The following is a 25,144-nucleotide window of genomic DNA, read 5'->3' as shown; positions in this document are numbered from 1 at the left end:
GTCGCCTCTGAAAAGGGGCGACAGCACGGATTGACGATGATGACTTCTGTTTATTGCTCGCTGCGGCGCAGACGATTACTCCAGGCACTCTTGTTTGGCGGTTTGTCGCCGTCGCTATTTGCCGCTACACCCCGTTTACCGCGCGTGGTTTCTCTGTTCCAGGGCGCGACGGACAGCCTGGTGGCGCTCGGTGTGACACCGTGCGGCATCGTTGAGTCGTGGGCGGAAAAACCGGTGTACCGCTATTTGCGTCCGATGGTGTCCACGGTGGCGCAACTGGGACTCGAAACGCAGCCCGCGCTGGAAAAAATCGCCATGTTGCAACCGGATCGCATCTTTGCGTCGCGCTTTCGCCACCAGGATATCGTGCCCGTAATGGCGAAGATCGCCCCGGTCACGCTGCTGGATGATGTGTTTGAGTTTAAAAAAACGCTGACCGTGGTGGCCGATGCGCTTGGCCTGAGCCCTGCTGCTGCGATGCTGCTGCAACGCTGGGACAGCCGTGTGGCGGCAATCAAGGCCTCAATGGTGCGGCAGTTTTCTGCGCAAAGCCCGCCGCAGGTATCGGTGATTGAAGTTCGCCCGGATCACATCCGTAGCTATGTGGCACACAGTTTTCCTGGCTCGGTGATGTCAGAACTGGGCTTTAGGTGGAATGCTCAGGCGGCGCAAACCCGTAGCGCCTCGCTGCGCTTCTCCACGCTGGAGAACATCCCGCTGCTGGATGCGGATCTCTTTTTCATCCTGCTACGCGCCAACACCCCGGCCATTGACCGCCAGTACCAGCGATTGATTGCCCACCCGCTGTGGCAGCAACTGCGGGCAGTAAAAGCGCGGCGCATTATGACGGTGGACAGTGTGCCCTGGAGCCTCTCCGGCGGGATTCTGGGGGCGAATCACATCGTGGACGATGTAGAGCGTTTTGTGCGCGGGGAGGGGCAATGAAGTTTCTGCTCTGCGCGCTTTTGCTGGGAGTACTGGCATTGCTCAGCATGATGGCGGGCGCGGGCTGGTATACCCCGACGCAGATTGCCGCTGCTCTGCTGCACCCGGAGGCGACCCGCGCGGCGGATACCATTATTCAGACCTCGCGTTTGCCGCGCACGGTACTGGCGATGTGTGTGGGCGCGTTTCTGGCGGTTGCCGGGGCGCTGATGCAGGCCTTAACCCGTAACCCGCTGGCTGCGCCGGGGCTGTTTGGCGTGAATGCCGGGGCGGCGCTGATGATTGTGCTGGCCGGTACGCTGTTTTCCATTGGCGACCCGTGGATCACTCTGCTGCTGGCGTTTCTCGGCGCGTGTACCACCGGCATGCTGGTGTGGTTTGTCAGTAACGTCAGCCAAGGTCAGCTTAATCCGCTGCGGCTGGTGCTGGCCGGGGTGGCGATCACCGCGCTGTGTAACGCCTTCACCCAGGCGATCCTCGTTATTGATCAGCAAAGCCTCGATACGATGCTGTTCTGGCTGGCGGGCAGTCTGTCCGCCAGTGATGCGACGCGGCTTTATCCGCTGCTGTTGCCGGGCACCGGGCTGATGGTGATTGCGGTGCTGTTCTCGCGCCAGATGAATGTACTGAACGCCGGGGAAACGATCGCCCGTGGGCTGGGGCAGAACATTGCCCGGGTGCGGCTGATTGCCTGCATGTTGGTGGTTGGCCTTGCAGGCTGCGCGGTGGCGCTGGCCGGTAATATCGGTTTTGTCGGGCTGGTGGTCCCGCATATTGTTCGCCAGATCTTCGGCAGCGATTTACGTCGGACCTTACCCGCTTGTGCACTGCTGGGCGCGTTACTGCTGCTGGCGGCCGATATCACCGCCAGGTTGATCATTGTGCCGCAGGAGGTGCCGGTTGGCGTGATGACCGCACTGCTGGGTGCGCCATTTTTTATCATGCTGGCGCAGCGAAGGGGGAGCCATGCGGGGTAATCCGGTGTTGCGTTGGGGCGTGTTTTCCCGCCAGTCGGCACGCGGGCGTGTTCCGCTGGTGCTCAGTTGCCTGCTTGTGACGCTGCTGCTGGCGCTGGTGTCGTTAAGTATTGGCGATGTGTTGCTGCCGCTTTCGCGAACTTTCGCACTGTTGCTCAGTCCGGACGCATCGCCACAGAGTTTTATTATCCATGAATTGCGTTTACCCCGTGTGGCGCTGGCGTTACTGGCGGGTGGCGGCCTCGGTATCGCAGGGCTGATTATCCAGACACTGGTACGTAACCCGCTGGCCTCACCGGATACGCTGGGGGTTACCACCGGAGCCAGCGCGGGCGCATTGATCTGGCTGGCGGGCTTCAGTTTGCAGTATGGCAGCGGCATGCTGCCTTATGCGGCGATGGCCGGCGCAGCCTGTGCGGTGGGGCTGGTTTTTCTGCTCAGTTGGCGCAAAGGGCTCACGCCGCTGCGGCTGATCCTGACGGGCGTCGGCGTTTCAGCGCTGGCGGGCGCGATTGTATCGCTGGTGCTGGTGTTCAGCCCGCTCACCACCACACTGTCGGCATGGGTCTGGCTGAGCGGCAGCGTGTACGCCGCCACATGGGAAAAAGTGCTGCACCTGCTTGCCGTTTATCTGTGGGCGGTTCCGCTGCTGTGTTCTCTTATTCGTTACCTGAAAGTACTGCAACTGAATGATGAGCAGGCGCTGGGGTTAGGGATTCGGGTGAACACGGTTCGCGTGTTGCTGATGCTCGGCTGTGTGGTGCTGGCGGGCGGCGCGATTGCGCAGGTGGGGGCGATGGCATTTGTCGGGTTGATTGCACCGCACATTGCCCGGTTGTGGGTGCGTAACGGCATTGTCGGCCAGGCCTGCGTGGCAGTAAGTGGTGGGGGTGTGATGGTAATGATTGCCGATCTGGCGGCACGAACGCTGTTCCGGCCCGCCGATCTCCCGGCCGGTATTTTTGTGGCGCTTGCCGGTGCGCCATTCTTTTTGTGGCTGCTTATCCGGCAGCGGACGTAATGCAATGAGGAACCTGTGTCTCTTTCAACTGACAAGCTTAGCGTCAGCTATCAACAGCAAACGGTGATCAATGCGCTGGATCTGAGCCTGCCCGCAGGACGCGTCTCGGTGCTGATTGGCAGCAACGGCTGTGGCAAAAGCACGCTGCTAAAAGCGATGGCGCGCCTGTTAACGCCGCAGTCCGGTCGTGTCATTCTCGATGGCCTGGATATCCACGCCAGCGCCACGCAACAGGTGGCACAAAAGCTGGCGATCCTGCCGCAAACCCCGATTGCACCAGAGGGGATCACCGTCCGCCAGTTGGTCAGCCTTGGGCGTTTTCCCTGGCAGAACTGGTTACGCCAGTGGTCTGAAGAGGACGATCAGCAGGTCAATGAGGCATTGCGCCTGACGGGCACCGCCGCTTTACAGCACCGTCCGGTGGATGCGCTCTCCGGTGGGCAGCGACAGCGCGTGTGGATCGCCATGACGCTGGCGCAAGGCACCGGTACGTTGTTATTAGACGAACCCACGACCTATCTCGACCTGGCGCATCAGATTGAGATCCTTGAACTGTTACGCATGCTCAATCGCCAGCAGGGAAAAACCATTGTGATGGTGCTGCACGATCTCAATCTGGCCTGCCGCTATGCTGACCATCTGGTGGCAGTGCATGACGGGCGCGTCTATGCGCAGGGCGCGCCGCAGCAGATCATGAGTGAAACACTGGTGCAGGATGTGTTTAACCTGCGTTGCCGCATCATCGACGATCCCTTTTTCCACACACCGCTGTGTATCCCTTTTCCCGGTGAGTTGCATGCTGAGTCCTGAAGAGTACGCCTGGCTGCAAAACACGTTTCGTCTGTGCAGTCAGGCGCAGGCAGATGAACGCAGCGTGCCCGCGTCCGCCATGCTGGATGACGATACCTGCCGCGCAGTGTTGCAACGGGTGATGATGCTTCTGGGCGCGCCGGATCTGGCGATCGCCGCGTCGTTGCTTGCCAAACGGCTGGCGTTTCTCGCCTCCGGCAATGTGCTGTATGCCATGACGGTGTTTGATAAAGGTCTGCTATTGTCGTTAACCGACAGTCGACTGGAGTATGCGCACGATAAGGGGATGTGGCGCTCTTCATTACCTGCGGATTTTACGACCACGCTGGCCTTCTCTGGGGAACGTGAGAGCTGGCGTGCGGAGATAGTCAGCACGTTGTTTAAGGGCTATTTTGCGCCACTGTGGCAAAGCCTGACGCGGGTAAGCGGTGTGCCGGAGGCTATCTTGTGGGAAAACACTGCCGTGCGGATCTATTCGCTGTACCAGGGTCGTATGGAGACGCTGGATGCGGTGCAGGAACAGCGTCGGCAGGCGGATTTCCACTGGCTGCTGGAACAGGCTGAGCCGGAACAGTTTGGGCTGGCATGGAACCCGTTAAAACGCTTTCGTCGACCGTTGCAAAACAATGCGGCAGGGCAGCCGGTGCGTTTTCGTCGCACCTGCTGTTTTTATTACAAGGCATCACAACCGGTGGAGTATTGTCATAACTGCCCGCTGCTAAAAAAAAGCTAACGGGCACCTGTTTTACACGTCGGCTTCGTAACCTAATTCCCGTGAAATTTCTTTGGCGGTATTTTGTAGCGCCTCAAGCAGACGCGTTTCGCCTAATAATTCAAGGCGTGAAGTGGATAAAGAAATAGACACGGCATAAGGCACCCGACCATAAATGTCGAACACCGGAACCGCCAGGCAGGAGACGCCTAACTCATTCTCTTCTCGGTCTTTTGCCCATTTCTGTGCGCGGATCTCTTTCAACTCCTGTTGCATCACATCGAGCTTATCAATGGTGTAACGGGTGAGCGGTTTAATATGTTCGCGATGGCTTTTCCAGTATTGCTCAACATATTCCGGCTGACCGAAAGCCATATATATTTTGCCCATTGCGGAGCAATATAACTCCTGATGCTGCCCAATATAGGCCCGCGTTCTTAACATGCCGGTAGTGGGTTCTAATTTATAAATTAAAATCGCGTGGTCATCTTCGCGTGTGGAAAAGTTGATGGTTTCCCCGATCGCCAGATTGAGGGCTTCAAGATGGGGGGCGGCCACGTGAATAATATTCAGCGAAGACAACGCTTTTTGCCCGATGGCGATACATTTGGTGGTCAGCCGGTAGCTCCCTGCTGCGGGTGCCGGTTTGACATAACCGCACGATTGCAGCCCCTGTAACAAACGGTGGACAGTGCTTTTATTCAACTGCGCCAGTTCGGACAGATGGGCTAAGGGACAGCCATTCGGGTAGTTACTCAGAATATCCAGCAGTTGTAATCCGCGGAACAGGCTTTGACTGCCCGCCGGTTTCTCTTTTTCGTCTTGCATTGATGCGTTCTCGCTTCCTGCCGCTTTTGGACCCGTTAATTTTGCCAGCCTCAATACTAGCGCAAAATGGAACGGGCCACACAAAATCAGATCATGTTTATAAGTCTTTGATAATAATCAATTTAGAAATTTAAAGTGAAGCGTGGATCACACATCAGTGTTTTGTTATGTGGAATGGTATTTCGTATTTTGAAATTAAGGGGTATAAAAAACAGCACAGAAGTGTGATGCAACCAGGAGAAAAAGATGAAGGTTACCTTCGAAGAGCTTAAGCAATCCTTCAAACGCGTTTTGCGTTCCCGCAATGTGCATGAAGAGACTGCCGATGCCTGCGCGGAGATGTTTGCCCGTACCACTGAGTCGGGTGTCTATTCACACGGCGTGAATCGCTTTCCGCGTTTCATTCAGCAACTGGATGCCGGTGACATCATTCCGGACGCGCAGGCGAAGCGCATTGCGAACCTTGGCGCGATTGAGCAGTGGGACGCGCAGCGTTCGATTGGCAACTTAACGGCGAAGAAGATGATGGATCGCGCGATTGAACTGGCATCCGATCACGGTATTGGTCTGGTAGCAGTGCGTAATGCCAACCACTGGATGCGCGGCGGCAGCTATGGCTGGCAGGCGGCGGAGAAGGGCTATATCGGCATTTGCTGGACCAACTCCATCGCCGTGATGCCACCGTGGGGGGCAAAAGAGTGCCGTATTGGCACCAACCCGCTGATTGTGGCGATCCCCTCTACGCCAATCACCATGGTGGATATGTCGATGTCGATGTTCTCCTACGGCATGCTGGAAGTAAATCGCCTGGCCGGACGCGAACTGCCGGTAGATGGCGGTTTTGACGATGACGGTAAGTTAACGAAAGAACCCGGCGTGATTGAGAAAAACCGCCGCATTCTGCCGATGGGCTACTGGAAAGGTTCCGGTCTATCCATCGTGCTGGACATGATCGCCACCCTGCTGTCGGACGGGGCCTCAGTTGCTGAAGTCACCGAAGAGAACAGCGATGAATACGGCATTTCGCAGGTATTTATCGCCATCGAAGTTGATAAGCTGATCGATGGCGCAAGCCGCGACGCCAAACTGCAACGCATTATGGATTACATCACCAGCGCGGAACGTGCGGATGAAAACGCACCTGTCCGTCTGCCAGGCCATGAATTTACGCGCCTGCTGGAAGAAAACCGTCGCAACGGTATTACCGTTGATGACAGCGTATGGGCGAAGATCCAGGCGCTGTAAGGAGCGAACAATGCTATTCGGCCATATTTCACAGCCCAATCCCTGCCGTTTACCGGCCGCGATTGAAAAAGCGCTCGATTTCCTGCGCACCACGGATTTCCGCACGCTGGAGCCTGGCGTGGTCGAAATCGAAGGGCGTACCATTTTTGCGCAGATCCTCGATCTCACCACCCGGCCCCGCGAGGAGCAAAAACCAGAAGTGCACCGCCAGTATCTGGATATCCAGTTTATGGCATGGGGTGAAGAAGAGATCGGCATAGCCATCGACACCGGTAATAATGTTATTGCGGAAAACTTGTTGGATCAGCGCGATATTATTTTTTACCAGGCGAGCGAGAACGAATCTTTTTTTGAAATGGTACCAGGCAGCTACGCGATATTTTTTCCACAGGATGTACACCGTCCCGCCTGTAATAAATATCGCGCCACGCCTATTCGTAAAATTGTCGTTAAGGTGGCTATTTCTGCGTTGAATTAATTCGCGAATAAGCAGGAGCTAAATATGAAGCGTCATAACGCCGGGTATATTATCGGCGCGTATCCCTGCGCGCCTTCTTTTCACCAACAAGGGGAGCAACAAGAACGGGATTTCTGGCGGCAACTGGCGGATACCCCGCACATTGCCGGGCTGGAGCAGCCGTGCCTGGAAAACCTGCACCCGCTGGGTGACGAATGGTTGTTAACGCATACGCCGGGCGAGTGGCACATTGTCGTCACGGCGGTGATGGAAACCATGCGTCGCCGTGGCGGTGGCGAACGCGGTTTTGGTCTCGCCTCCAGTGATGAAGCGCAGCGCCGCGCCTGCGTGGCGTATTACCGTCATGTGCATGACAAGATCGCTGCGCTGAATGCCCGTGTCCCCGGCAAAGTTGTCGCGCTGGAAATGCAGGCTGCGCCTTTGGCGGGCAGTGCCAGCGTGGAACAGGCCACCGAGGCGTTTGCCCGCTCTATCAAGGAGATAGCCCGTTGGGACTGGACGTGCGAACTGGTACTGGAACACTGTGATGCCATGAATGCCACTGCGCCGCGCAAAGGGTTTTTACCGCTGGAGAACGTGCTGGAGACGTTGGCGGGTTATGACATCGGTGTGTGCATTAACTGGGCGCGTTCCGCCATTGAAGGGCGCAACACCACGCTACCGCTGGCCCATACCCGTCAGGCGCAACAAGCAGGAAAACTGCGTGGGCTGATGTTTTCCGGTACCACGGAAAACGGCCCGTACGGGGAGTGGCAGGATCTGCACGCACCGTTCGCGCCGTTCTGCCCGGAGAGTTTATTAACTGTCGACAGTGCCAAAGCCTTATATCAGGTCGCTGCGCCAGAAAGTTTGTCCTTTACCGGTATTAAATTACTGGAAATTGATGCCAACGCCAGTGTGGAACATCGCGTGAATATATTACGCGACGGCATTAACGCCTTACAGAAAGCCAGACAATAAATACAAAAATATCTGACATCGCATACCAGTTACTTTTAACGAGATGCTAATTATGAATACGTCCTCTTACTCTACATCTGCGGATATTCCGCGCCAGCGCTGGTTAAGAATAATTCCTCCTATTCTTATCGCTTGTATTATTTCGTATATGGACCGCGTGAATATCGCGTTCGCCATGCCTGGCGGGATGGATCAGGAATTAGGAATTTCTGCATCCATGGCTGGCCTCGCCGGAGGCATTTTCTTTATTGGTTATCTGTTTTTGCAGGTGCCGGGCGGCAAAATCGCCGTTCACGGCAGTGGCAAAAAATTCATTGGCTGGTCGCTGGTGGCCTGGGCGGTGATCTCCGTCCTGACCGGTATTGTTACCCATCAGTATCAACTGCTGGCGCTGCGCTTCCTACTTGGTGTAGCGGAAGGCGGTATGTTGCCAGTGGTGCTGACGATGATCAGTAACTGGTTTCCGGATGCGGAACGCGGGCGTGCCAATGCCATTGTGATCATGTTTGTGCCGATTGCCGGTATTGTAACCGCGCCGCTTTCCGGCTGGATCATCACCGCGCTGGACTGGCGCTGGCTGTTTATTATTGAAGGTCTGCTCTCACTGGTGGTGCTGGTGCTGTGGGCACTGACGATTTATGACCGTCCGCAGGAAGCCCGCTGGATCACCGAAGCAGAGAAAAAATATCTGGTGGAGACACTGGCCGCTGAGCAACGCGCAATTGCTGGCAAAGAGGTGAAAAACGCCTCGTTGAGCGCCGTGCTGTCCGACAGAACCATGTGGCAACTGATCGCCCTCAACTTCTTCTATCAGACCGGGATTTACGGTTACACCCTGTGGTTGCCGACCATTCTGAAAGAGTTAACCCACAGCACCATGGGGCAGGTGGGCATGCTCGCCATCCTGCCGTACATCGGGGCCATTGCCGGGATGTTCCTCTTCTCGTCCCTTTCTGATCGTACCGGTAAACGCAAACTGTTCGTTTCTGTCCCGCTGCTGGGATTTGCGCTGTGCATGTTCCTCTCCGTGGCGCTGAAAGAGAGCATCTGGCTGTCATATGCGGCGCTGGTGGGGTGCGGTTTCTTTCTGCAATCGGCAGCGGGTGTGTTCTGGACCATTCCGGCACGTCTGTTCAGTGCAGAGATGGCGGGCGGGGCACGTGGGGTGATTAACGCGCTGGGCAACCTCGGTGGTTTCTGCGGCCCCTATGCCGTAGGTGTGCTGATCAACCTCTACAGCAAAGATGCTGGGGTGTATTGCCTTGCCATTTCACTGGCGCTGGCGGCGCTGATGGCGCTGTTGCTCCCGGCGAAGTGCGACGCGGGAAACGTCTCTGTCAGCCCGGTCAGCACCCGTAAACGCGAAGCCTGACAACCTGCCCGGCGGTACGGGCTGACCGGGCAAAAGAATGACCGATTCTGTAAGCCGGATAAGGCCGACGCCATCCGGCAATAAAAACGAGAGCACGACGATGAGTGAGAAAGAGACCTTCTGGCTGGGTATCGATTGTGGCGGTACTTATCTGAAAGCCGGTTTGTATGACAGCCAGGGCAGGGAGCACGGTATTGAACGCCAGTCTCTGAAGACGCTTAGCCCGCAACCCGGGTATGCCGAACGCGACATGCACGCGTTGTGGACGGTCTGCGCCCAGACCCTTTCCCGTTTGCTGCAACGCACCCACACCTCCGGCGAACGCATTCGCGGCGTGGGTATTTCTGCACAGGGCAAGGGGCTGTTTTTGCTGGATAAAAACGATCAGCCGCTGGGCAATGCGATGCTCTCGTCCGACCGCCGGGCGCTGGAGGTAGTGAAGCGTTGGCAGCAGGATGGCATTCCACAACGGCTCTATCCGCTGACCCGCCAGACGTTGTGGACAGGTCACCCGGTCTCGTTGCTGCGCTGGCTGAAAGAGAACGAGCCGCAGCGTTATGCGCAGATTGGCTGTGTACTGATGGGGCACGACTATTTGCGCTGGTGTCTGACCGGCGTCAAAGGCTGTGAAGAGAGCAATATCTCGGAATCCAACCTCTACAACATGTCCCAAGGTTGCTACGACGCACGTCTGTCGCAGTGGCTGGGGATTGGCGAAATTGATGCGGCGTTGCCGCCGATTGTGGGCTCAGCAGACATCTGCGGGGAAATCACCGCTCAGGCAGCCGCCATAACCGGTCTCGCGGCGGGTACGCCCGTCGTTGGCGGTCTGTTTGATGTGGTTTCCACCGCGATCTGCGCCGGGCTGCAAGATGAACAGCGGCTGAATGCGGTAATGGGGACCTGGGCCGTGGCCAGCGGCATTGCGGATGGCCTTCGCGACAACGAAGCCCACCCCTATGTCTACGGGCGCTACGTTAACGACGGTCAGTACATTGTGCACGAAGCCAGCCCGACCTCGTCCGGTAACCTCGAGTGGCTGACCACACAGTGGGGCGACATGTCGTTTGAGGAGATAAACCGCGCCGTCGCCTCGTTGCCAAAAGCGGGCAGTGAGCTATTTTTCCTGCCGTTTTTGTATGGCAGCAACGCGGGTCTGGAGATGACCAGCGGTTTTTACGGCATGCAGGCGCTGCACACCCGCGCGCACCTTTTACAGGCCGTCTACGAAGGGGTGGTGTTCTGCCATATGACGCACCTTAACCGCATGCTGGCACGCTTTACCCACGTTAAAGCACTGCGCGTCACTGGCGGTCCGGCGCACTCCGATGTGTGGATGCAGATGCTGGCGGATGTCAGTGGACTGCCCGTCGAACTGCCACAGGTGGAAGAGACAGGCTGTTTCGGTGCGGCGCTTGCCGCCCTTGTCGGTACCGGCGAGTACCGCGACTTTCACCACGCGCAGCAGGCCTTAAAGCATGACATTCGCACCCTGACACCAGACATGACCGCCCACGCCGCTTATCAGCGCAAATACGCGCGTTACCAGATTTTGATTGAAGCACTACAGGGCTTTCACGCCCGCATTAAGGAGCAGACGTTATGAGCCGACCATTACTGCAACTGGCGCTCGACCATACCCGACTCGACGCCGCGCAACGTGATGTGGCGCTGTTACAGGATCATGTCGACATCATCGAAGCCGGCACCATTTTGTGCCTGTGCGAAGGGGTAAACGCCGTACGCGCACTGCGCGCTCAGTGTCCGGAGAAGATCATCGTTGCGGACTGGAAAGTCGCCGACGCCGGGGAAACGCTGGCACAGCAGGCGCTTGGGGCGGGCGCGAACTGGATGACCATTATCGGCGCTGCGCCACTGGCGACTATCGAAAAAGGCCACGCGGTTGCGCAGGCGCACCACGGTGACATTCAGATTGAGCTGTTTGGCAACTGGACTTTCGAGGATGCCCGCGACTGGTATCGCGTGGGGGTGCGCCAGGCGATTTACCACCGTGGTCGTGATGCGCAGGCCAGCGGCCAGCAGTGGGGCGATGCGGATCTGGCGCGGATGAAAGCGCTTTCTGATATCGGTCTCGAACTGTCGGTCACCGGCGGGCTGACGCCTGAGGATCTGCCGCTGTTTAAGGACATTAACGTGAAAGCCTTTATCGCCGGGCGCGCGCTATCCGGCGCGGCGAACCCTCAGCAGATTGCCCGCGCGTTTCATCAGCACATTGATGCCATCTGGGGAGAGAAGTAATGCGTACACATCCGTTGGGCATTTATGAAAAAGCGCTGGCGAAAGATCTGAGCTGGCCGGAAAGGCTGGTGCTGGCGAAAAGCTGCGGTTTCGATTTTGTTGAAATGTCTGTTGATGAGAGCGATGAGCGGCTTTCGCGACTGGAGTGGAGCACCACACAGCGGGCATCGCTGGTGGAAGCGATGCTGGAAACCGGAGTGTCTATTCCGTCGATGTGCTTATCGGCGCACCGCCGTTTTCCGTTTGGCAGCCGCGATGAACGCGTGCGTGAACGGGCGCGGGACATTATGACAAAAGCTATCCGTCTGGCGCGGGATCTGGGGATCCGCACCATTCAACTGGCCGGGTACGACGTTTACTACGAAGAGCATGACGCGGGCACACAACAGCGTTTTGCCGATGGGCTGGCGTGGGCGGTGGAACAGGCCGCCGCCGCGCAGGTGATGCTGGCGGTCGAGATTATGGATACCGCCTTTATGAACTCTATCAGCAAATGGAAAAAGTGGGACGACATGCTCGCCTCGCCGTGGTTTAGCGTCTACCCGGATGTGGGCAACCTGACGGCCTGGGGTAATGATGTGCCTGCTGAACTGGCGCTGGGTATCAACCGCATTGCCGCTATTCATCTGAAAGATACCCAGCCGGTGACGGAAAAGAGCCCCGGCCAGTTCCGTGATGTGCCGTTTGGTGAAGGCTGCGTCGATTTTGTCGGCGTGTTCCGTACGCTGCACCAACTGAACTACCGCGGCGCGTTTTTAATTGAAATGTGGACCGAAAAAGCCAAAGAGCCGGTGCTGGAAATTATTCAGGCCCGCCGCTGGATCGAAGCCCGTATGCAGGAAGGAGGATTGGTATGTTAGCGCAACTGAAAGCCGAGGTGCTGGCCGCCAACCTGGCGCTGCCCGCCCATCATCTGGTGACTTTTACCTGGGGTAACGTCAGCGCGGTGGATGAGAGCGGCACACGGATGGTGATCAAACCCTCCGGCGTGGAGTACGACGTGATGACCGCAGAGGATATGGTGGTGGTGGAAATCGCCAGCGGTAGGGTGGTGGAAGGCAATAAAAAGCCGTCATCCGACACGCCAACGCACCTGGCGCTGTATCGCCGTTTTCCGCAAATTGGCGGCATTGTACATACCCATTCTCGCCATGCCACCATCTGGTCGCAGGCCGGGCTGGATCTGCCCGCGTGGGGAACTACCCACGCGGATTACTTCTACGGTGCGATCCCCTGCACCCGCTTGATGACCGACGAGGAGATCAACGGTGAGTACGAGTATCAGACCGGCGAGGTGATCATTAAAACCTTCGAGCAGCGCGATATCGACCCGATGCAGATCCCGGCGGTGCTGGTGCATTCCCACGGCCCGTTCGCGTGGGGCAAGAACGCTGCCGACGCGGTGCATAACGCGGTGGTGCTGGAAGAGTGCGCGTATATGGGGCTTTTCTCCCGCCAGCTTGCACCGCAACTGCCAGATATGCAGCAACCGTTACTGGATAAACACTACTTGCGCAAGCACGGTTCAAACGCCTACTACGGGCAGTAAGTTTTCTGCACGGTGCCCGGTGGCGTAAGGCTTACCGGGCCTGTGCGTGTGTCTGTGATTCGGCCTGCCGCTTTCCGGCGCTGCAGACAACGGATGACAGAAAACGCGGCGCTGTTTAAGGTAGGATGACCCTGCCAATGACTCCTACAGGCGCGCCGTGAAACAGACTTTCGTTTTGGATTTCTCCCACCGTTCTCTGATCCCTTATGCCCATGACTACCGACATGGCGAACATGAGCCGTGGCACACGCACCCTTGCGATCAACTGATTCATACCCTGAGCGGGGTGATCCGCGTTGAAACCGCGCAGGGGACGTGGGTGGTGCCGCCAACCCGGGGTGTCTGGATCCCTGCGCACGTTTTGCATGCCCTGCATATTGACGGCGACGTGCAGGCGCGGGGCGTATTTGTGCAGCCGCTGGCGCGCGCCGATCTGCCGGTTATCTGCCAGGTGGTGCGGATCAGCGAGTTATTGCGGGCGCTGATCGTGAACGCCCTGGAGCTGCCTGCGGCGTATCAGGCCGGGACGCGGGCGGAGCGTATTTATGAACTGATCCTCGATGAAATCCGCCTGATGAACACGCTGCCGTTTTGTTTACCGGAACCCTCATCACCCCGTTTAAAACAGCTGTGCGATGCGGTGCGTGCAACGCCCGCCGGAGCGTGGACGCTGGAAAATGCCGCCCGCCAGGTGAGTATGAGTGGGCGAACGCTGTCGCGTCATTTCTACCAACAAACCGGGTTACAGTTCAGCGAATGGGTGCGGCGCGCGCGATTACTGGGTGCGCTGACACGACTGGCCAGAGGTGAGCCGGTTACGCAGGTGGCGCTGGACTCTGGCTATGCGAATCCCAGCGCCTTTAGCGCCATGTTTCGCCGGGTGATGGGGGTTCCGCCCGGCGATTACTTTACGCCGTAATAAACTGCCCTGCAGCGTTCAGCAACGCCTGCAATGAGGCGCGGGTTATGTCGCTATCAATGCTCACGCCCCAGGCGCGGTCGCCTTTTTTATTTTCGCAGCAGACATAGGCGACTGAGCGGCTGTCGCTGTGTTTCCCCAGCGTATGCTCGTGATAGCTCTCAATGTTGATCTCCATGTTCAGGTTTCGGCACAGCGCGGTGATGGCGGCGGAAAGAAAACCGTTGCCGGTCGCACCGAATTTCAGTGCTTTGCCATCGTAGCGGAGTTCCGCCAACAGGGCGGTCTCTTGCCCCGGCTGGTTAGTGCAGGTGTACTCAATCAGTTGCAGAGTGGGCTGATCCACCAGGCCGTAACGCTGGCGGAACAGGTTCCAGATGGCCATTTGCGACATCTCTTTTCCTGCGCGATCGGCTTCATGCTGTACCTGCTGGCTGAAGGCCTGTTGCAGTTTACGTGGCAGACTCAGGCCATGGTTCTGTTCCAGCAACCATGCCGCACCGCTTTTGCCAGACTGACTGTTCACGCGGATCACTGCCTCGTAGCTGCAACCTACGTCTGCCGGATCGAGTGGCAGATAGGGCACTTCCCAGTACGAGGCCGGAGCAAGTTGGCGGGCGGCGAACCCTTTTTTGATGGCATCCTGATGCGAACCGGAAAACGCCGTAAATACCAGTTCTCCGGCGTAAGGATGGCGTGGTGCCACAGGGAGCTGGTTGCACGCTTCGACGATCTCCACCACTTTTTTCATTTCGCTGAAATCGAGCTGCGGGGCGATGCCCTGGGTATAGAGGTTCAGCGCCAGTGTCACCAGGTCCGCATTCCCGGTGCGCTCGCCATTGCCAAACAGGCATCCTTCTACGCGCTCAGCGCCAGCCAGCAACGCCAGTTCCGCGCTGGCAATGCCCGTGCCACGATCGTTATGCGTATGCACGCTGATGCAGACCTGTTCCCGGCGGGAGAAATGGCGGCAAAAGTGCTCAATCTGATCGGCGTACACATTCGGTGTGTTGACTTCGACTGTGGCGGGCAGGTTGATGATCATCGGCCGCAGGGGGGAGGGATCCCAGACATCGGCTACTGCTTCGCAAATCTCCAGCGCAAATTCGGCTTCGGTAAAACAGAAGGTTTCCGGCGAGTATTGAAACACCCACGCGGTGCCTGTTGCCTCTTCACACTGGCGGCGGATCTGTTTTGCCGCGTTGACGGCCAGCATGACAATCTCTTCACGGCTCTGGCGGAAGACCTGCTCGCGAAACACGGGCGCTGTGGCATTGTATAAATGCACCGTGGCGCGGTGCGCGCCCTGCAACGATTCAAAGGTGCGGGCAATTAAGTCTTCCCGCGCCTGCGTTAAGACCTGAATAGTGACATCGTCAGGGATGCGCTGTTCCTCAATTAGCTGGCGCACAAAATTGAAATCGGTTTGCGATGCGGACGGGAAGGCGACCTCAATTTCTTTAAACCCGCAGGCGAGCAGTAAATCCCAGAACGTCAGTTTACGTGCCGCATCCATGGGTTCGGCGAGTGCCTGGTTGCCGTCCCGCAGGTCAGTGGACAACCAACGCGGTGCGTGTGTGAGGGTGTTGTCCGGCCAGCGGCGGTCGCTGATTTTCACTGGCGTGTGCGGTTTATATTTGTCACTGGGGGTCGTTAACATCCTGGCTCTCCGTCGGTTTTTTCCCCAGTTTCCACAGAGAACCATTGGCGTGCGCACGCGCAGATGACAACTTATTGCTTAAAAGTGACAACCGGCAGGCCCGCCGCTGCGTCAGTAAGAAAAAGGTTAAAATTCCGCATAGCCGGTCGTGGATTTCTATACTTGGCTGCGGAGGTCAGTGATGAAAAAAATGTTGTATTCCTTATTCGCCAGTCCAGACCGGTTATTGCAGGTGATGAGCCATGGTGAGATCCAGGATGCCATTGAAGATGGCGATCGTATTCTCGTTGATGCTGACGGTAACACCTCGGTCAATATCCGTTGCCAGCGGGTACAGGAGGATTTCAAACGCCACGTTGACGCACTAAAGAGGGCGTAAAATGGGAACAGCGATCTTTATGGTGTTGATGGTGTGTGGCTACTGGTATACCTCCCACGATCTGACGACGCGTTTCAAATTCAAACGCAGCTTTGGCTGGGATGTCTATTTTCTGGTCGCGTTGTATGGTTGCGTCTTTGTCTTACAGGGGATGCTGGCTACGGCGTTGCTATGGCTCGGTCTGCTGCTCGCCTCTGCGGTGATGAATGCACTGCCTTCATTTTTTGACGCGGAGCACTACCATCTGCACATGAGCTTTATGAACTGGAGCTTTTTAGGCATCCAGGCACCGGTGGTGATCATGCTTGCGTTCGCCGTCATCTTTTGCCTCTGGCGCTCCAACTGGTCTGGCAGTGCGCGTCTCGATAGCCATGGCCGACGGGAGTTGTATAAACATCTGTCGCGGGCAAATGGGGTTGAAGGGCTGATTTATCAGTGTATGGAAAAGGGCGACCTGGCCTGGATAACGCTCAAGTCGCAGCGCATTTACATTGGCATGATCCATACCGCAACGTTTGATAGCGGTGATGCCAATAACATCGTACTGATCCCGATGCTGAGCGGCTACCGGGATGACAATACGCTCGATCTGCATGTTGAGCATAATTACAGCGCCTGGTACGCGTCGCACGACATTGATTTAACGTCGGGACCGCGCTCCGCGTTGGATTTTCGCAAAGTGCTGCTGCTGTCGCAGGTGGAGAGCTTATCGCTGTTCGATCCGGCGCAGGTGATGGCAATGGGGATCAATCGACTCACCCCAACGGGATGAGCCGGTTGAACCTCTTCAGCGGCGGGTTTCTCCACGTGGCGGTATTTATCTCGTACAGCGCCTGGATAAGCGAGTAGGGGAGTGCCATTGCAGAGGGCAAGAACGAAGGAGAACAGAATGGCCACTTCTCTGGATGTTGTGTTTATCGGGTTAAGTCCTGGCACGCTGGTGCTGATGGTGCTGTGCCGACGTGGGGCGAAGGTGTAAGCCGGATGCGCGAAACACCCGGCTCTGTGGCTACAATTTAAATGCATTCACATCGTTGAGCAGTTTCCCGGCCTGGTGACTCAGAGAGTTTGCGGCCGTGGCCATCTCTTCCACCATCGCGGCGTTCTGCTGCAAATTCCCCTCCATCTGGCTGACGGCGATATTCACCTGCTCGATGCCGTGACTCTGCTCGGTGGAGGAGTTATTGACCTGGTTGATAAGCACCGTGGTTTCATCGACTGCGCCCAATGCGTCGTTCATACGGGTGGTGACGTTCGCCGCATAACTGACTCCCTGATCCACATTTTTGATCGCTTCATCGATTAACCCGCGAATATCCCGTGCGGCCACGGACGAGCGCTGCGACAGGGAACGCACCTCTCCGGCCACCACCGCAAAGCCTTTGCCTTGTTCCCCGGCGCGGGCCGCTTCCACCGCCGCGTTCAGCGCGAGGATGTTGGTCTGGAAAGCAATGCCGTCGATAATGTCAGTAATTTCAGAGATTTTCGCCGATGAAGCAGAAATATCGTCAATGGATTTTTGCAGCGAACTCAATTCCCGATGGCTTTCATTGACCATGGACTGAACGCGCCCAATAAACGTATTGGCTTCCTGGGCATTGTCCATATTGTGTTTTACCGTCACCGACAGCTCATTCATGCTGGCAGCGGTCTGTTCCAGTGACGAGGCCTGGGATTCCGTGCGGGAAGAGAGATCATCGTTACTCTTGGCGATTTCACTGGCGGCAATATCCACTTCGTTGCTGGCTTCTTTTACGCTTGCCAGCACCTGGCGGATTTTATCCATCAGGTTATTAAAACTCTCTGCGGTTGCACCAAGTTCATCTTTTTTATGCAGATCCACTTTTACGGTTAAATCCAGGGTATTACTGATTGTTCCCATACTGGTCTGCAGGCTTTTTAAACCTTTATTCAGATAGCTAAGAATAGACGTTGCGAAAACGGCTACCAGCGCCACTAAACCAATAATGGTGCCAACCAGTAGCCAGAAGGTACTGATATATTGCTGATGGTTGTTTTGTGCATATTCTTTAGCGAGATCATAGTTATATTTGAGCATGCCATTTAAATTGGCGCTGAGTGCCACGGAAGCCGTTGCCGTGATCCCGCCATCGGAGACCATTTTTCGGGCAGCTTCAATGCCCCCGTCGCTGTGGTAGGCGGTAATCAACGCATCCACTTTTTGGGCGTATTCATCAAATGAGTCGCTGGCTTTTTGCTGCAACTCGCCATCCGTTTTATCGCTGATCAGATTGGTTTTGTAATAATCGAGAATGGCACGTGTTTTCCCCAGTTCATCTTTTGCCTGGGTAATATGCTTGGTAAACACGTTTTCATCATTAACCAGCAATGACATCAGAATTTGCCGTCTGGCTTCTTCTCGGTGCTGGAGCGCTTCACTGATTTTACTCACGCTGGGTAGAGTATTATCTACAACATAATCAAAACGTTCCTGCGCTTTATCTAAAGCCCGTATGCTCAGGCCGCCAAGGATGATTATTGCAACAAACGTGATTAAAAAAACAAATAACAATTTCTTCAGGATGGTCATAATGGCCTCAGAAACATTCCATAGAGAGGAGTCCTTTTTTTTATCGGCGTCCTAACTAAAATCTTCACGGCTGTTTACGTAAAAAAAGAATATTTTTTGATCCAAACCATAATAATAAGCAGTGTCGCTAAAATAGGGTTTTAATACAATGGGTAACGTAATTTTTGTTATTGAGTGATTGTATATAATATATTCCAGCAAGGAGGTGTGAGTCACCTTGATATATCATATAAAAGAAAATGTGATCGTAGTTATTATTTAATAGGGAAAAACATAACTATTATTTTTTAATGCGTTTTTTGACTAATTAAAAAAGCGCGGCTTGCCGATAGTAGATAAAGCATCAAATACACAGCATTAATGTCGCCGCACCAGAGATTAGCCTGATAATACTAAGCAGGCTAACCCGGTGTTTTCGGCATTTTTCTGTTGTCATCATTCTCATACAGGGCGTTAAGGAGTAAACAGATGGCACGTCAGATTACTATGTTCAAAAATCTCTCCGTAGCGGCAAAGCTATTTGGCGGCTTTTCTGTTTTGCTCGCCATTATCATTCTTTCTTCTGTAGTCAGTGTTTATCAACTGTCGGTGATCCGTGATCACTCGGATAAAGCGCGACTGGTGACCCAGATTAGTGAGGATCTGAATACAGCCAGACGAAATCGCCTTGTTTTTCAACTGAATCATGATCAAAAAACGATGGAGGCTAACCATGCCGCTATCGAAAAAATGTCTGCCGGTATTGAGCAGGGCAGCAACCTTATCTGGGAGCATGACACCGGACTGTTGTTTGAAGAGCTGAAATCCACGCTTCCGCACTATGTGCAGTTACGTAACAACCTGGTGGCTGATGAAAATGCCGCGACGGAACAAGCGAAACAGGTTCTGGCAGCGCTGAATCACCCGGTGTTCACCGAATACAGCGATGCGATAAAAGGCAGTGCGGCTCCACAGAAAAACGATGTCAATTACATGATGTTACTGGCGGCGCTGCAGGCAGATGCCGACGGTATTGTCGCCTCTCGCGGCAAAGAAGATAAGAGCCAGTTCTCTGAGGCGCTGCAAAATGCCAATGCGCTCCACGCCCTGATAAAACAGGGGGAAGGGACGGCAGATACGGTGATGGTGGATGACGTGCATAACCAGTTGCAGAACCTGGATCACCAGATTGATGCCTACTTTGCTGCGCTGGCAAAAGCCCAGAAAGCGTCGGATGCGCTCTCGGGCGTTGCGGATAAGCTCAACACTGTCACCCATAGTCTGGCGAAAATGCAGACTGAGAAGAGCAATGCCTCCATTGGCAATGTGATTTACATTTTGCTGGTAGTCACCGTCTGCGCCGTGCTGGTTGGCCTGGTCACGGCATGGCTGATCACCCGGCAGATGACACGGCAGATCCGTTACAACCTGACGCTGGCGGAAAGCATTGCCCAGGGTGATCTCACGGCCGTTATTGAAGCGGAATCCACCGATGAGTTGGGGCGCCTGAGCTCAGCAATGGCGGCCATGAACCAGAAACTGCGCGATCTGATCTCACAAATCAAAGAATCGGTGGTCAGCGTGGCATCAGCATCTTCGCAGATTGCCGCTGGCAACACCGATCTCGCCTCCCGTACGGAGGAACAATCGGCGGCGGTCGTTGAAACCGCCGCCAGTATGGAAGAGCTGACCTCCACCGTAAAACGCAATGCGGATAACGCCCGCGAAGCCAGTAACCTCGCGCAGACGGCGGCGAAAAATGCGCAGAGCGGCGGCAAGCTGGTGTCTGACGTGGTGCACACGATGGATAACATCACCGAAAGCTCCAATAAAATTAAAGACATCATCACCGTGATCAACGGTATCTCCTTCCAGACCAATATCCTTGCCCTGAATGCGGCGGTGGAAGCGGCTCGCGCCGGAGAGCAGGGGCGGGGTTTCGCCGTGGTGGCAGGAGAAGTCAGAAGCCTTGCCCAACGCAGCGCGCAGGCTGCAAAAGAGATTGAAGAGTTGATCCAGGAGTCGGTCGCGAGGGTCAGTTCTGGCTCAGAAATGGTGAACAAAGCCGGAGAAACCATGAAAGAGATTGTCTCTTCCGTGGAGGGCGTAAGCGGCATCATGACTGAAATTTCCCATGCTTCGGACGAGCAAAGCCGCGGTATTGATCAGATCAGTAAAGCGATGAGCGAACTGGACACCACCACCCAGCAAAACGCCGCGCTGGTGCAGGAATCTTCTGCCGCCGCAGGCTCGCTTGAGCAACAATCCGGCCAGTTAAGCCGGTTGATTTCCCTGTTTAAACTGGGTCATGAAGGGGAAAGTAAAGTGCATAAAACACGCACCGTTACCGCTCAGCCTGTGACTCAAACGGCGGCTCCGGCTGGCGAAGGGAACTGGGAGACGTTCTGAATCAGGCTGTGGTCAGCCTGCGAGGCTGACCACGTCACGCCCTGGTGCTCAGGAGAGATCGTGAAGGTCCTTTTCCAGCAACGGCGTTAAGGTGATATCGGTAAAACGCACCTCCAGACCTTCGCGTTCGGGGGTGCAGCACATCACGCCGACGGCACATTGCGTGTGCGCAAAAGGGCAGAGCCGCAACAGCGGCCACTCCTGACCGTCGGTGGAGTATTGCAGTCTGAGGGCATCACCTTTGCGGCTCAGTCGCAGCCAGAAGTCACCCGCATCGCCAGGGAAAATACCGGTCGCCCAGTCTGACTGCCCGTGTGTTAACACGCTGCCTATCGCCGGTGCGCCGTCGTTAAACTCGATCCCGGCTTTCAGCCAGTGCTGTTTGTCGGCCACCAGCAGAATGCCCGCCTGGTCGTACAGTGCAGAGAAGTTAGCCTGTATCCGCACCTGAAAGGTGAAATCCCCCGTTACGTCGCGTACAAAACCGTGCCCGCTGAAGCGCTCAAACCCGTACCAGGTGGTTTGCCAGAAATCGGTATTGCCATCGGTCACGACGCTGAGCCCGTCCGGCGTTTTGTGCCAGACACGCGGCGTGTTGATCCAGTAAAAATCGTCCTGCACAGTGCTCTCCTGTTTCGCGCTGAACGTTGAAAAGCGTACTCAGGGTTTAGCATGGTTATGATGGAAAATTCCAGTATGTCGTTCCCGGCGAACATCCTGTGCTGAGTTATAGAAAGGTGTATCAACACATACCAAGCGTGATGAGGTGGAATAACGTTACTGAATACCTGTGACCTGACGACCAGGGATCGTTGCCGTATTTGCCCAACGGCACTTTGTATGCAACGCATGAAAAGATGCAAGCCGACCCCCACAAATGAAAATACAAAAAAACCATCGTTAAGATGGTTTTTTTGTTTCCGCTATTCGCTGATTTTTCCTGGCGGTGAAGATCCTGTTACGCCAGGCGAGGATACTGGTTCGCTATCGCGTCGCCGGTAAACTGCGCTATCCACCCTTCGGGGTTATCAAAAATCCGGATTGCAGTGAAGTTCGGCTCTGAACCCATATCAAACCAGTGCGGGGTGCCTGCGGGCACGGAGATAAGATCGTTTTTCTCGCACAGCACCTGGTAAACCTCGTGGCCGATATGCAGGCAGAACAAACCCGCGCCTTCCACAAAGAAGCGCACTTCGTCTTCGCCGTGGGTGTGCTCATTAAGGAACTTTGCGCGCAGCGCCTCTTTTTGCGGGTTATCGGCGCGCAGGCTGATTACATCCCAGCTCTGGTAGCCTTTTTCCGCCACCAGTGTGTCGATAGCGTGCTGGTAAGCGGTGATCACCGCCTCCGGCGTGGGATCCGCGCCCAGGTCGCGGTCTGCTTGCCAGCGTTCAAATCGCACGCCTTTAGCGTTCAGCTGCTGCTGGATTTCGCTCGCTTCTGTGCTGTGCCACACCGGCGTGCTGGCATCGGTATCGGTGTAAATCGTCAGGGCGCTCATGACGGTATCTGCTCCGGCTTAATGTTGCTGAAAGAGGGAACCTGATGATGATGGCTGGCTGCGTCATCATCACCGCGAATCAGTTGTATGGTGCGAAAACCGGCTTCTTCGGCGGCGTCCAGCTCCTGGTGAATATCTGACAGGAACAGAATGGACGAGGGCGGCAGCCCAAGCTGCGTGGCAATGTTACGGTAGGATTGCACCTCCCGCTTCGCACCCACCAGCGTATCGAAGTAACCGCTGAACAGATGAGTAATATCACCTTCGTCGCTGTAGCCAAATAACAGTTTTTGCGCAGCAACGGAGCCAGAGGAATATACATACAGATCAATGCCCTGCGCCTTCCATTTTTCAAGCTGCGGCAGCACGTCCGGGTAAAGGTGACCGGTAAAATCGCCGTTGACGTAGCCGTCGCGCCAGATGATCCCCTGCAACGCTTTGAGCGCCGTCGACTTGCGGTCTTCATCCATAAAAGCAAACAGCACATCAATAAGTTCGGCTGCGCTGGCATCCGGTTGCGCCACTTCGTCGCGCAGATTGTTCAGGATGGTGCTGACCGGCTCTTTATACTGCTCTGCAGTGACAAATGCGGCCAGACGCTCACGGGCGTAAGGAAACAATACGTTATGCACAAAGCGGATATCACTGGTGGTGCCTTCAATATCGGTAACGATAGCGCGGATCATAGTCTCTCCAGCAGGCGGCGCTGCAGTTCGCATTCAAATAAAAATTCCAGCCCTTCCAGATGGCGGCGCGCTTCGGCGACATTGCGCCCCCAGCAGGTCAGCCCGTGACCGCGTAGCAGAAAACCATACGGTAACGGGTGTGTTTGCGCATAGTCTTCAATGCGTTTTGCCAGCGCGTCGATATCCTGATCGTTATCGAAAATCGCCATCGGCACGGTGTCCAGATGGCTGGTCTGCCCGCGCAGGCATTTTTGCATCTCATAACCATTGAGTTGCAGTGTGGCGGATTTCTCTACGCGGGAGAGCACTGTCGCGTTGACGGTATGTACATGCAGCACTGCATGGGCTTGCGGGTAGAGACGATAAATCAGGGTATGCAACCCGGTTTCCGCTGAGGGTTTACGGCCGGAAGGCGCATGATTGTCGGCAATGGAAACCTGCAAAAAGTCTGCGCTGGTCAGGTTGCCTTTGTCTTTACCGGATTCGCTCAGCCAGCACCAGTCGGCGTCCTGGCGCACCGACATATTGCCGCCGGTGGCTGGTGCCCAGCCTTTCGCGCCCAGCCAGTGACAGGCGGAAACGAGTTCATGGAGTTGCAGGTTGTCTGTCATCACCCTTCCTTATCAGGAATATTGTTATCGTATAGACGTCTAAGCGTCTTGATTGCCAAATACTAACATCGTGTTATAGTGGCAGCAACATGAGTATTACAAGCAGGCACGCAACGATGAGCAATAACCCACTGATTCCTGAGAGTAAACTTCCCGCACTTGGCACCACCATCTTCACGCAAATGAGCGCGCTGGCGCAGCAGCATCAGGCGATCAACCTGTCGCAAGGCTTCCCGGATTTCGACGGCCCGCGCTATTTGCAGGAGCGGCTGGCGCACCACGTAGCGCAGGGGGCGAATCAGTACGCGCCGATGACAGGCGTGCAGGCGTTGCGCGAAGCCATTGCCGATAAAACCGAAGCGCTGTACGGTCATAAACCGGATGTGAATAGCGACATTACGGTGACTGCTGGGGCGACGGAAGCATTGTATGCGGCCATTACGGCACTGGTGCGTCAGGGTGATGAAGTTATCTGCTTTGATCCCAGTTACGACAGCTATGCGCCCGCAGTGGAACTTTCCGGTGGCGTACTGAAGCGCATTGCGTTGCAGCCGCCGCAGTTTCGCGTCGACTGGCAGGCATTTGCCGCGTTGCTGAGCGATCGTACGCGGCTGGTGATCCTCAACACACCGCACAACCCGTCGGCAACGGTGTGGCGCAGTGCGGATTTCGCTGCGCTGTGGCAGGCGATTGCCGATCGTGAAATTTATGTCATCAGCGATGAAGTCTACGAACATATCTGCTTTGCCGAAGAGGGCCATGCCAGCGTGCTGGCGCACCCGCAACTGCGTGAGCGGGCGGTGGCGGTGTCCTCATTTGGTAAGACTTATCATATGACCGGCTGGAAAGTGGGTTACTGCGTGGCACCGGCCGCTATCAGCGCGGAGCTGCGTAAGGTGCATCAATATCTGACGTTTTCTGTCAATACGCCGGCACAGCTGGCGCTGGCGGACATGTTGCGTGCAGCGCCCGAGCATTATCGTGAATTGCCGGCCTTTTACCGCGCCCGCCGCGATGTCCTGGTCAACGCGCTGAGCAACAGCAAGCTGGAGATTTTGCCCTGTGAAGGCACCTATTTCCTGCTGGCGGATTACAGCGCTATTTCCGATCTCGACGACGTGAGCTTCTGCCAGTGGCTGACAAAAGAGGTGGGTGTGGCGGCTATCCCGCTGTCGGTGTTCTGCGCCGATCCCTTCCCGCATAAGCTTATTCGTCTGTGCTTTGCAAAACAGGAATCGACGCTGCTGGCAGCGGCAGAGCGCCTGTGTAAACTGTAACTCTCTTCGGCGGCGC

Annotated in this window: 25 protein-coding genes; 18 read left to right on the top strand and 7 right to left on the bottom strand. The window is 55.8% G+C overall.

The annotated features are described in order from the left end of the window. Window positions 1-36 precede the first annotated feature (36 nt). Genes GA0061071_RS09785 through GA0061071_RS09765 form a run of 5 tightly spaced genes read left to right on the top strand, consistent with a single transcriptional unit; the run spans window position 37 to window position 4,486 of the window. A complete protein-coding gene (locus GA0061071_RS09785; RefSeq protein ID WP_088237067.1) occupies window positions 37-945 on the top strand; it encodes an ABC transporter substrate-binding protein in 909 nt (302 codons plus the stop codon). After that, window positions 942-1,922: a FecCD family ABC transporter permease gene (locus GA0061071_RS09780; RefSeq protein ID WP_088237068.1), complete on the top strand. Its 981-nt coding sequence runs from the start codon at window positions 942-944 to the stop codon at window positions 1,920-1,922. Before GA0061071_RS09785 ends, GA0061071_RS09780 begins: the two co-directional genes overlap by 4 nt. Further along, window positions 1,912-2,943: a FecCD family ABC transporter permease gene (locus tag GA0061071_RS09775; RefSeq protein ID WP_088237069.1), complete on the top strand. Its 1,032-nt coding sequence runs from the start codon at window positions 1,912-1,914 to the stop codon at window positions 2,941-2,943. Before GA0061071_RS09780 ends, GA0061071_RS09775 begins: the two co-directional genes overlap by 11 nt. Before the next feature lie 15 nt (window positions 2,944-2,958). Continuing rightward, window positions 2,959-3,753: an ABC transporter ATP-binding protein gene (locus GA0061071_RS09770; protein ID WP_088237070.1), complete on the top strand. Its 795-nt coding sequence runs from the start codon at window positions 2,959-2,961 to the stop codon at window positions 3,751-3,753. After that, on the top strand, window positions 3,740-4,486 hold the full coding sequence (locus GA0061071_RS09765) for an IucA/IucC family C-terminal-domain containing protein (protein WP_088237071.1): 747 nt from the start codon (window positions 3,740-3,742) through the stop codon (window positions 4,484-4,486). The genes GA0061071_RS09770 and GA0061071_RS09765 overlap by 14 nt, the downstream gene beginning before the upstream one ends. Before the next feature lie 12 nt (window positions 4,487-4,498). Here GA0061071_RS09765 and GA0061071_RS09760 read toward each other — a convergent pair whose 3' ends face one another. Beyond that, window positions 4,499-5,293, bottom strand: a complete 795-nt coding sequence (locus GA0061071_RS09760; protein WP_061494397.1) for an IclR family transcriptional regulator — start codon at window positions 5,291-5,293, stop codon at window positions 4,499-4,501. A 246-nt stretch (window positions 5,294-5,539) separates the two neighbouring features. Here GA0061071_RS09760 and yiaK point away from each other — a divergent pair, with 246 nt between their 5' ends. From yiaK to GA0061071_RS09715, 9 genes are all read left to right on the top strand, one after another. Then, window positions 5,540-6,538, top strand: a complete 999-nt coding sequence (gene yiaK / locus GA0061071_RS09755; RefSeq protein ID WP_088237072.1) for a 3-dehydro-L-gulonate 2-dehydrogenase — start codon at window positions 5,540-5,542, stop codon at window positions 6,536-6,538. Window positions 6,539-6,548: 10 nt separating this feature from the next. Further along, on the top strand, window positions 6,549-7,016 hold the full coding sequence (locus tag GA0061071_RS09750) for a YhcH/YjgK/YiaL family protein (RefSeq protein ID WP_088237073.1): 468 nt from the start codon (window positions 6,549-6,551) through the stop codon (window positions 7,014-7,016). A gap of 24 nt (window positions 7,017-7,040) precedes the next feature. Continuing rightward, entirely contained in the window at window positions 7,041-7,976 is a 936-nt protein-coding gene (locus tag GA0061071_RS09745) for a DUF4862 family protein (protein WP_088237074.1), read from the top strand. 52 nt (window positions 7,977-8,028) lie between these two features. Further along, on the top strand, window positions 8,029-9,348 hold the full coding sequence (locus GA0061071_RS09740) for an MFS transporter (protein WP_061494401.1): 1,320 nt from the start codon (window positions 8,029-8,031) through the stop codon (window positions 9,346-9,348). 100 nt (window positions 9,349-9,448) lie between these two features. Then, window positions 9,449-10,954 (top strand): FGGY-family carbohydrate kinase, encoded by a 1,506-nt coding sequence (locus GA0061071_RS09735; protein ID WP_088237075.1) that lies wholly within the window; start codon window positions 9,449-9,451, stop codon window positions 10,952-10,954. Beyond that, window positions 10,951-11,607, top strand: coding sequence for a 3-keto-L-gulonate-6-phosphate decarboxylase UlaD (ulaD, locus tag GA0061071_RS09730; RefSeq protein ID WP_088237076.1), 657 nt, complete (start codon window positions 10,951-10,953; stop codon window positions 11,605-11,607). Before GA0061071_RS09735 ends, ulaD begins: the two co-directional genes overlap by 4 nt. Next, the gene (locus tag GA0061071_RS09725) at window positions 11,607-12,467 is read left to right on the top strand and encodes an L-ribulose-5-phosphate 3-epimerase (protein ID WP_061494404.1); all 861 of its coding nucleotides are present in this window, start codon (window positions 11,607-11,609) and stop codon (window positions 12,465-12,467) included. The genes ulaD and GA0061071_RS09725 overlap by 1 nt, the downstream gene beginning before the upstream one ends. Beyond that, window positions 12,461-13,156: an L-ribulose-5-phosphate 4-epimerase gene (gene araD, locus GA0061071_RS09720; RefSeq protein ID WP_061494405.1), complete on the top strand. Its 696-nt coding sequence runs from the start codon at window positions 12,461-12,463 to the stop codon at window positions 13,154-13,156. Before GA0061071_RS09725 ends, araD begins: the two co-directional genes overlap by 7 nt. A 157-nt stretch (window positions 13,157-13,313) precedes the next feature. Further along, window positions 13,314-14,075, top strand: a complete 762-nt coding sequence (locus GA0061071_RS09715) for an AraC family transcriptional regulator (protein WP_061494406.1) — start codon at window positions 13,314-13,316, stop codon at window positions 14,073-14,075. Here the strand turns inward: GA0061071_RS09715 and leuA are convergent. Next, entirely contained in the window at window positions 14,065-15,735 is a 1,671-nt protein-coding gene (gene leuA, locus GA0061071_RS09710) for a 2-isopropylmalate synthase (RefSeq protein WP_088237077.1), read from the bottom strand. The two genes, GA0061071_RS09715 and leuA, sit on opposite strands and share 11 nt — an antisense overlap. 181 nt (window positions 15,736-15,916) lie before the next feature. Here leuA and GA0061071_RS09705 point away from each other — a divergent pair, with 181 nt between their 5' ends. Both GA0061071_RS09705 and GA0061071_RS09700 read left to right on the top strand, forming a co-directional pair. Continuing rightward, entirely contained in the window at window positions 15,917-16,114 is a 198-nt protein-coding gene (locus GA0061071_RS09705) for a hypothetical protein (protein WP_061494408.1), read from the top strand. 1 nt (window position 16,115) lies between these two features. Next, entirely contained in the window at window positions 16,116-16,886 is a 771-nt protein-coding gene (locus GA0061071_RS09700; RefSeq protein WP_088237078.1) for a hypothetical protein, read from the top strand. A gap of 237 nt (window positions 16,887-17,123) precedes the next feature. Here GA0061071_RS09700 and GA0061071_RS09695 read toward each other — a convergent pair whose 3' ends face one another. After that, window positions 17,124-18,665, bottom strand: a complete 1,542-nt coding sequence (locus GA0061071_RS09695; protein ID WP_061494410.1) for a methyl-accepting chemotaxis protein — start codon at window positions 18,663-18,665, stop codon at window positions 17,124-17,126. 468 nt (window positions 18,666-19,133) lie between these two features. Here GA0061071_RS09695 and GA0061071_RS09690 point away from each other — a divergent pair, with 468 nt between their 5' ends. Next, window positions 19,134-21,053, top strand: coding sequence for a methyl-accepting chemotaxis protein (locus GA0061071_RS09690; protein ID WP_088237079.1), 1,920 nt, complete (start codon window positions 19,134-19,136; stop codon window positions 21,051-21,053). Between the two features lie 48 nt (window positions 21,054-21,101). On the opposite strand, the gene GA0061071_RS09685 is transcribed toward GA0061071_RS09690, so the two are convergent. From GA0061071_RS09685 to GA0061071_RS09670, 4 genes are all read right to left on the bottom strand, one after another. Then, window positions 21,102-21,674: a DUF1349 domain-containing protein gene (locus GA0061071_RS09685; RefSeq protein WP_088237080.1), complete on the bottom strand. Its 573-nt coding sequence runs from the start codon at window positions 21,672-21,674 to the stop codon at window positions 21,102-21,104. Window positions 21,675-22,011: 337 nt separating this feature from the next. Beyond that, a complete protein-coding gene (locus tag GA0061071_RS09680) occupies window positions 22,012-22,554 on the bottom strand; it encodes a 1,2-dihydroxy-3-keto-5-methylthiopentene dioxygenase (protein WP_088237081.1) in 543 nt (180 codons plus the stop codon). Further along, window positions 22,551-23,240 (bottom strand): acireductone synthase, encoded by a 690-nt coding sequence (gene mtnC / locus GA0061071_RS09675; RefSeq protein ID WP_088237082.1) that lies wholly within the window; start codon window positions 23,238-23,240, stop codon window positions 22,551-22,553. The genes GA0061071_RS09680 and mtnC overlap by 4 nt, the downstream gene beginning before the upstream one ends. Next, complete coding sequence (locus tag GA0061071_RS09670; protein ID WP_088237083.1) at window positions 23,237-23,851, bottom strand: methylthioribulose 1-phosphate dehydratase; 615 nt, start codon at window positions 23,849-23,851, stop codon at window positions 23,237-23,239. The genes mtnC and GA0061071_RS09670 overlap by 4 nt, the downstream gene beginning before the upstream one ends. Before the next feature lie 116 nt (window positions 23,852-23,967). Between GA0061071_RS09670 and GA0061071_RS09665 the strand changes: the two genes are divergently transcribed. Then, window positions 23,968-25,128, top strand: a complete 1,161-nt coding sequence (locus GA0061071_RS09665) for a pyridoxal phosphate-dependent aminotransferase (protein ID WP_088237084.1) — start codon at window positions 23,968-23,970, stop codon at window positions 25,126-25,128. The last annotated feature ends 16 nt before the right edge of the window (window positions 25,129-25,144 follow it).

The sequence above is a fragment of the Kosakonia oryzendophytica genome (assembly GCF_900094925.1).
In the GTDB taxonomy this organism is placed as follows: Bacteria; Pseudomonadota; Gammaproteobacteria; order Enterobacterales; family Enterobacteriaceae; genus Kosakonia; species Kosakonia oryzendophytica.
The sequence above is the reverse complement of the archived record's forward strand: the minus strand, read 5'-3'. Positions and strand labels throughout refer to the sequence as shown.

Bases quoted from the DNA above. Each gene is read 5' to 3' on its own strand.
- GA0061071_RS09785 (WP_088237067.1), top strand. From the start codon at position 37: ATGATGACTTCTGTTTATTGCTCGCTGCGGCGCAGACGATTACTCCAG.
- GA0061071_RS09780 (WP_088237068.1), top strand. From the start codon at position 942: ATGAAGTTTCTGCTCTGCGCGCTTTTGCTGGGAGTACTGGCATTGCTC.
- GA0061071_RS09775 (WP_088237069.1), top strand. From the start codon at position 1,912: ATGCGGGGTAATCCGGTGTTGCGTTGGGGCGTGTTTTCCCGCCAGTCG.
- GA0061071_RS09765 (WP_088237071.1), top strand. From the start codon at position 3,740: ATGCTGAGTCCTGAAGAGTACGCCTGGCTGCAAAACACGTTTCGTCTG.
- GA0061071_RS09760 (WP_061494397.1), bottom strand. From the start codon at position 5,293: ATGCAAGACGAAAAAGAGAAACCGGCGGGCAGTCAAAGCCTGTTCCGC.
- yiaK (WP_088237072.1), top strand. From the start codon at position 5,540: ATGAAGGTTACCTTCGAAGAGCTTAAGCAATCCTTCAAACGCGTTTTG.
- GA0061071_RS09750 (WP_088237073.1), top strand. From the start codon at position 6,549: ATGCTATTCGGCCATATTTCACAGCCCAATCCCTGCCGTTTACCGGCC.
- GA0061071_RS09745 (WP_088237074.1), top strand. From the start codon at position 7,041: ATGAAGCGTCATAACGCCGGGTATATTATCGGCGCGTATCCCTGCGCG.
- GA0061071_RS09740 (WP_061494401.1), top strand. From the start codon at position 8,029: ATGAATACGTCCTCTTACTCTACATCTGCGGATATTCCGCGCCAGCGC.
- GA0061071_RS09735 (WP_088237075.1), top strand. From the start codon at position 9,449: ATGAGTGAGAAAGAGACCTTCTGGCTGGGTATCGATTGTGGCGGTACT.
- ulaD (WP_088237076.1), top strand. From the start codon at position 10,951: ATGAGCCGACCATTACTGCAACTGGCGCTCGACCATACCCGACTCGAC.
- GA0061071_RS09725 (WP_061494404.1), top strand. From the start codon at position 11,607: ATGCGTACACATCCGTTGGGCATTTATGAAAAAGCGCTGGCGAAAGAT.
- araD (WP_061494405.1), top strand. From the start codon at position 12,461: ATGTTAGCGCAACTGAAAGCCGAGGTGCTGGCCGCCAACCTGGCGCTG.
- leuA (WP_088237077.1), bottom strand. From the start codon at position 15,735: ATGTTAACGACCCCCAGTGACAAATATAAACCGCACACGCCAGTGAAA.
- GA0061071_RS09705 (WP_061494408.1), top strand. From the start codon at position 15,917: ATGAAAAAAATGTTGTATTCCTTATTCGCCAGTCCAGACCGGTTATTG.
- GA0061071_RS09700 (WP_088237078.1), top strand. From the start codon at position 16,116: ATGGGAACAGCGATCTTTATGGTGTTGATGGTGTGTGGCTACTGGTAT.
- GA0061071_RS09695 (WP_061494410.1), bottom strand. From the start codon at position 18,665: ATGACCATCCTGAAGAAATTGTTATTTGTTTTTTTAATCACGTTTGTT.
- GA0061071_RS09690 (WP_088237079.1), top strand. From the start codon at position 19,134: ATGGCACGTCAGATTACTATGTTCAAAAATCTCTCCGTAGCGGCAAAG.
- GA0061071_RS09680 (WP_088237081.1), bottom strand. From the start codon at position 22,554: ATGAGCGCCCTGACGATTTACACCGATACCGATGCCAGCACGCCGGTG.
- mtnC (WP_088237082.1), bottom strand. From the start codon at position 23,240: ATGATCCGCGCTATCGTTACCGATATTGAAGGCACCACCAGTGATATC.
- GA0061071_RS09670 (WP_088237083.1), bottom strand. From the start codon at position 23,851: ATGACAGACAACCTGCAACTCCATGAACTCGTTTCCGCCTGTCACTGG.
- GA0061071_RS09665 (WP_088237084.1), top strand. From the start codon at position 23,968: ATGAGCAATAACCCACTGATTCCTGAGAGTAAACTTCCCGCACTTGGC.